This window comes from Arthrobacter sp. M2012083 (assembly GCF_000281065.1).
Classification (GTDB): Bacteria; Actinomycetota; Actinomycetes; order Actinomycetales; family Micrococcaceae; genus Arthrobacter.
Genome location: NZ_AKKK01000048.1, coordinates 1 through 5,703, shown reverse-complemented (window position 1 = coordinate 5,703; position 5,703 = coordinate 1). Strand labels below are relative to the sequence as shown.

Annotated in this window: 5 protein-coding genes; 3 read left to right on the top strand and 2 right to left on the bottom strand. The window is 60.4% G+C overall.

All coding sequences use genetic code 11. The annotated features are described in order from the left end of the window. Positions 1-161 precede the first annotated feature (161 nt). Entirely contained in the window at positions 162-1,031 is an 870-nt protein-coding gene (locus A477_RS0118300; RefSeq protein ID WP_017200343.1) for a universal stress protein, read from the bottom strand. Positions 1,032-1,112: 81 nt separating this feature from the next. On the opposite strand from A477_RS0118300, the gene A477_RS0118295 reads away from it, so the two are divergent. Both A477_RS0118295 and A477_RS0118290 read left to right on the top strand, forming a co-directional pair. Beyond that, a complete protein-coding gene (locus A477_RS0118295; RefSeq protein WP_237715833.1) occupies positions 1,113-1,796 on the top strand; it encodes a TenA family protein in 684 nt (227 codons plus the stop codon). Continuing rightward, positions 1,793-2,200, top strand: coding sequence for a serine O-acetyltransferase (locus A477_RS0118290; RefSeq protein ID WP_017200341.1), 408 nt, complete (start codon positions 1,793-1,795; stop codon positions 2,198-2,200). Before A477_RS0118295 ends, A477_RS0118290 begins: the two co-directional genes overlap by 4 nt. A 7-nt stretch (positions 2,201-2,207) precedes the next feature. On the opposite strand, the gene A477_RS0118285 is transcribed toward A477_RS0118290, so the two are convergent. Continuing rightward, positions 2,208-2,783 carry a dihydrofolate reductase family protein gene (locus tag A477_RS0118285; protein ID WP_017200340.1) on the bottom strand — a complete coding sequence of 192 codons (576 nt, stop codon included), beginning with the start codon at positions 2,781-2,783 and terminating at the stop codon, positions 2,208-2,210. Between the two features lie 280 nt (positions 2,784-3,063). Between A477_RS0118285 and A477_RS0118280 the strand changes: the two genes are divergently transcribed. Then, positions 3,064-5,667 carry a GH32 C-terminal domain-containing protein gene (locus A477_RS0118280; protein WP_020372846.1) on the top strand — a complete coding sequence of 868 codons (2,604 nt, stop codon included), beginning with the start codon at positions 3,064-3,066 and terminating at the stop codon, positions 5,665-5,667. The last annotated feature ends 36 nt before the right edge of the window (positions 5,668-5,703 follow it).

Here is a 5,703-nt window from a genome sequence, read left to right as displayed (position 1 = left end):
CGGCGGCGCGCCCACCCGCCACCACCGCACCCGCTTGCCTCTCCCCAACACGCTCCATGCCCTAACACTGGCAGCAGGCACCGACAATTTAGCGTCAGTGATTCACAAGGAGAGCGCCAAATGACCTTTTTTGCGCCCTTTTGCCCCGCTCGGCGAGGGAGTCACTCGGAGGTGGCCTTCCGACGGGAAACCAGCACAGGACTGTGGGCGTGGTGTAGCACGGCGTGAGCCGTGGAACCTATGGTGCCCTTGATAAGTCCATGTCCTTTGGTGCCCACAACCGTAATACGAGCCCCTTGTGAGGCTTTGACCACTGCCCGGGAGAATGAAGCATCCACCAGCAGCTCACCGGCCACCGCGATCCCGGGTGCTTTGTGGCGGGCCCGGCTCATCACGGAATCGAGCATGGCTTCAGCGTCCGGGTAGGCTTCCACGGGCTCGCGCAACCGTCGATACCCCTCCGGTTCGTGCAATACGTGGACAATCATGAGGTCGGCACCCGTTGCCGCCGCGAAAAGACACGCGTCGTCAAGGGCTGCCTGCGAGCCGGAGTCGTCCACTGCAAGCAGGACAGGACCCTCCGGGTGGTCATCTGCGCGGATCACTGCCACCGGACACTCCGCGGTTGCTGCCATCTCCAAGCTCACCGACCCAACCAGCAAGCCCACGAACCCACCAAGTCCCCGGCTTCCGAGTACCAACATCTCTGCACCCGCCGAAACATGGGCCAAGTGATCGCGTGGCATCCCGTGCAGCAAAGTGGATTGGACGTCCAGCTCGGGGACGGTCTCCCTGGCGAGCGCCATCCCCTCTTCGAGAACTTTTTGAGCCGCCCTTTCCAGACCGCTATCGGCAACGCCAGGAACGGGACCCCTGTTATGGGACAGCAGGACCCACAAGGAACAGTGCACAACGTGGAGCGAACAGTCCCGCAGGATTGCGTGCTTGGCAGCCCATTGCACGGCGCGGTGTGATTCTTCGGATCCGTCATAGCCAACCACGATCGTCTTCGATGCACGCTCGTTCGTCATGGCCAGAGCCTACGCTGCCACCGATAGCGGCACCAGAGCGTAACGCCCGCCCCTGCAGCGCTGTACGCTGCTAGGCTCCGAATGCCGACACTTCAGGAGGAACACGTGGGCTTTGCCATTGAACTCAGGAACCAGAACGCCGAGGACTGGGACGCCGCCGTCAATCATCCGTTCGTGGACCAACTGCTGGACGGGTCCCTTTCCGATGACGATCTGAGTGGCTACCTCGTACAGGATTACCAGTTCTGCGATGCCTTCACGGCCCTCCTGGGTCAAGCTGTGGCATCGGCACCAACGCTGCCTTCGCGGCTGGTGTTTGCCCGGGTTCTGGGCGCCTTCGCTTCGGACGAGAATACGTACTTCCAGGATTGCTTCAATGAGCTCAAGGTTCCCGAGGCGGATCGAACCGCACCCGTGCTCGGATCTGCCACCCGCGATTTCGACAACCTGATGCGCCGCACCCTCGCTACCCGCTCCTATCCGGAGGTCCTGGCAGTGCTGCTGGTTGCGGAATGGCTTTACGGCGATTGGGCTGCCCGCGCCGGAGACACCAGCGAATGGCCCCTCGATGCGAAGCACGCCGAATGGATCCGCCTCCATAACAACCCCGAATACAACGCATGGGTGACGTGGCTACGCGACGAATTCGACGCCGTCGAACCCGCCGACGCCGTTGCACGTGAGCGCGTAGCCGCCACCTTCGCAGAGGCAGTACGGCTGGAGCGGGCATTCTTCGACGCTGCTCTACCCATACTCGTGTCATGAATATCCTTGAGCTACTAAAAGAAGATCTCCACGCCGCCAAGAACCAGGACCCGGCGGCGACGAGCCTTTTCGAAGTGGCGCTTGCCTACTCAGGGGTTCACGCGCTTTGGAGCCATCGACTGGCCCACGCGATGTGGCAGAGACCGCACCTGCGCGGTCCGGCTCTCAATAAGACGAAGCGGCATCCCACCATCGGCAATCACGTCATGCTCGGCTCCGGGGCCGAAGTTCTAGGTCCCGTAACGGTGGGTGATCACTCAGCAATCGGCGCCAACGCCGTGGTGGTTAGGGACGTCCCGCCTCATTCTGTTGCTGTGGGCCTGCCGGCAGTCTCACGCTCGAAAAATCCCGGCACCATTCTGGACCCACGCGAAGATTTCATCGATCCGGCGCTGCTTACCTAGGAACACATCACCGCTGCCGCACCGTGTAGCTGAGCTCCACCAAACCTTGGTCATAGCTGTTAACGTCCACGAGCTTCAACAGGGCGGGGTCATGTCCGGCCGGGAACACGCCCCTGCCTGAGCCCTGGCCCAGCGGCATCACCACAAGCCGGACTGCGTCCACTTCTCCGGCGGCGAAGAACGCCTGGCCGAGCGACAGGCTTCCCCAGAGAACGATGTCCTTTGCGGACTCCCGTTTGATGCGACGGATGCCCTCGATCGCGTCGCCGGATTCAACGGTCGACGGCGGGAAGTCGCCCCAGGGGGCCTCCTTCAGGTGGCGTGAAAACACGTGGCGTCTCAGGCCATTGAGGGCTGGAGCGATGATCTCGCCCTCGGAGGCGTCCGTAGGCCAGTATTCAGCGAAGTACCTGTACGTATTTGCGCCCAGAACCATTGCTTCCACACTGCCGAGCCATTCGAGTTGGGCACGGTCAAATTCGGCCGTTCCACTATCCAGCAGTTCGTAAGCTTTGAACTCGTTGTTGGTGTCGGCGGCGTATCCGTCGGCGGTAACGAAATCCTGGACGATCAGCTGTCCCATGAGCGACTCCTCGATCCGATGATGGCTCGCAGGAGCCTACGCCGCCATGAATGAGTCGACAACCCCTCGCCGTTCCCTTATCGGTGACGAAACTGCATCTGACAACGATGTCCGGGCGGTTAGGGCTTGTGAATCGACCTGCATAAAGCTCGAAAAATCGTTGACTTGTCCAATGGACTTATCGTAGCTTTTCTCTCGTTGACAACGTTGTCTAAATGGGATGGGCACGCGCGATGAAGGGCGAACGAGGAGAACAATGACGAAATCCACTATGGGCAGGATGCGGGCAGCGACGTCTGCGTTGACGCTGGCGGGCCTGACGCTTTCGGCAATCATGGCCGGCATGGCACCAGCTTCTGCGGCACCGGAAGTGGGAAGTGAGGAGTTTCGACCCGCTTACCACTACACGCCAGCGAAAAACTGGATGAACGACCCCAACGGGATGGTTTTCCATAAGGGTGTTTATCACCTGTTCTATCAACACAATCCCTCCGGCAACACGTGGGGGAACATGTCTTGGGGTCACGCGACGTCGAAGGACTTGGTTCACTGGCAAGAGCAGCCTCTGGCCCTGTCCACCGATGCGCAGGAAGATGTCTTCTCCGGCAGCATTGTGGTTGATAAGGACAACACCACGGGTTTCGGGACGAAGGAAAACCCCGCGCTTGTGGCCATTTATACCAGCGCGTACAAGGAACCCTCACCGCACCGGGGCCTTCAGGCCCAGTCCCTGGCTTACAGCCTGGACGATGGCCAGACGTGGACCAAGTACTCAGGAAATCCTGTGCTGAACCGCAATTCAGCCAACTTCAGGGATCCAAAGGTCTTCTGGTACGACAACCCCTCCGGCGGTGGGTACTGGGTCATGACCGTAGTCGAATCACAGGACCACAAGGTCCTCCTCTACAAGTCCGACAATCTCAAGGACTGGACTGCCCTGAGCGAATTCGGACCCGCCAACGCGACCGGTGGCCAATGGGAATGCCCTGATTTGTTCCCGCTCGCTGTGGATGGGGATAAGAACAATATCAAGTGGGTCATGGTGGTCAACATCAATCCCGGCGGAGTCGCGGGAGGCTCGGCTGGACAGTACTTCGTGGGTAACTTCGACGGCACCACCTTCACCTCCGAGAGCACTAAACCAGTGACCGAGGTACCGGCAGGAACTGTCCTGGCAGGCTTTAACGACGGAACCTACAACGGGTGGACTTTAAACAACGAACCAGGCAACTGGAAGAACGGTCCTTTTGGTGACGCTCCCGCCGCCGGTTCCCTCCCCGGTCAGAGTCCGGTGACCGGGTTCGGCGGAACAGGACTGATCAACTCATTCAACGATGGCGACTGGCCGATGGGTTCCATGCAGTCACCAACCTTCACTCTGACGGACGACTACCTGAACTTCCTGGTCGGTGGTGGCAAGCACCCCCGCGTCTCCGACAAGCTGGACAATACCCCGCCCCCAGGGGAACTGAAGTTTGACGGCTTCGAGGTTCCCGAAGGCGCAACTCTGGCCAGTGCCGGCTGGACCGGCACGGGAGACCTGACCCCCAATTTCCAGCCGGCCACCAGTGGCGGGGACTACTACATTGGCGCTCGGCGAATCAACACGTTCGAAACCGGCGCAGTGCCCGGTGATGACCGTCAAGGCACCCTGACCTCCCCCGGATTCCCCATCACAAAGAACTTCATGTCCATGCTGGTTGGAGGCGGCTACCGTACGGCGGACTCCGGCCAGACCCTGGCCGTCCAGCTACTCGTCAACGGCAACGTGGTCCGCTCCCTGGCAGGCGATAATTCGGGGCTGCTGAACTGGAAGGGCTGGGACGTTTCGGAGTTCGCCGGACAGAACGCGCAGCTGCGGATCGTTGACGAAGCAACCGGCGGATGGGGCCACTTGACCCTTGATCACGTCATGCTCACTGATACTGCCGCTGTTCCCAGGTCCGATGAAGAAACGGTAAACCTGGTCGTCAATGGACAAGTGGTCCGTACCGCCACCGGCAACGACAGTGAAACCTTGGATTGGGCTTCATGGGATGTCAAGGAATTCATCGGTCAGCAGGCACACATCAAGGTTGTAGATAACAACAGATTCGGCTGGGGGCACATACTGGCGGACGAGTTCACGGCCAGCTCCAGCGCAGCGAAGTCCCGGCTGGAGTCCTATGACTGGCTGGACTATGGACGCGACTACTACGCAGCCGTTTCCTTTTCGAACATGCCCGATAACAAGCGGGTCATGCTCGGCTGGATGAACAACTGGGACTACGCCAACAACATACCCACCAGCCCCTGGCGCAGCGCCATGTCACTGCCCCGGGAGGTGCAGTTGACGCAAACACCCGACGGACCACGCCTTGCCCAGAATGTGGTCAAGCAGGTGGACAGGCTTGCGACAAAGCCCAGCTACACGGACAAGCAGGGCGGCGCCATCATGGCCGGAACAACCCCGCTGCCCGCGGCTGCTTCAGGTCAGGTCCAGCGCGTGGACATCACGTTCGCACCGGGCACGGCGAAAAAGTCGGGGATCACCGTACTGGGCGACGGCGATTCCTCCACCGTCATCGGCTACGACTCCACCTCCGGAAAGGTCTTCGTTGACCGCACAAACTCGGGAAACACCACTTTCCACCCGGCCTTCGCCTCCGTTGAGGACGCCCCGGTCACCTTGGACAAAAAGGGCAATGTCACCCTGCGGGTTTATGTAGACCGCTCATCGGTGGAAGTATTCTCCGGCGACGGTCTCCGGACCATTACAGATCAAGTATTTCCCAACGCCGGAGCGGACAAGATGACGCTCTTCGCGGAAGGTGGGACGGCGCAGCTGAAGTCCCTGACCGTGACCCCCATGGAAGGATCAATGTTTCTTCCCGGAAAGAAGTAAAGCGCTCTCCGTAGCAGGTACGGCGGGCCGGCTTTC

What these genes read in the sequence shown, in the direction of transcription:
- A477_RS0118280 (WP_020372846.1), top strand. Translation starts at nt 3,064, where the DNA reads ATGCGGGCAGCGACGTCTGCGTTGACGCTGGCGGGCCTGACGCTTTCG.
- A477_RS0118300 (WP_017200343.1), bottom strand. Translation starts at nt 1,031, where the DNA reads ATGACGAACGAGCGTGCATCGAAGACGATCGTGGTTGGCTATGACGGA.
- A477_RS0118290 (WP_017200341.1), top strand. Translation starts at nt 1,793, where the DNA reads ATGAATATCCTTGAGCTACTAAAAGAAGATCTCCACGCCGCCAAGAAC.
- A477_RS0118295 (WP_237715833.1), top strand. Translation starts at nt 1,113, where the DNA reads ATGCCGACACTTCAGGAGGAACACGTGGGCTTTGCCATTGAACTCAGG.
- A477_RS0118285 (WP_017200340.1), bottom strand. Translation starts at nt 2,783, where the DNA reads ATGGGACAGCTGATCGTCCAGGATTTCGTTACCGCCGACGGATACGCC.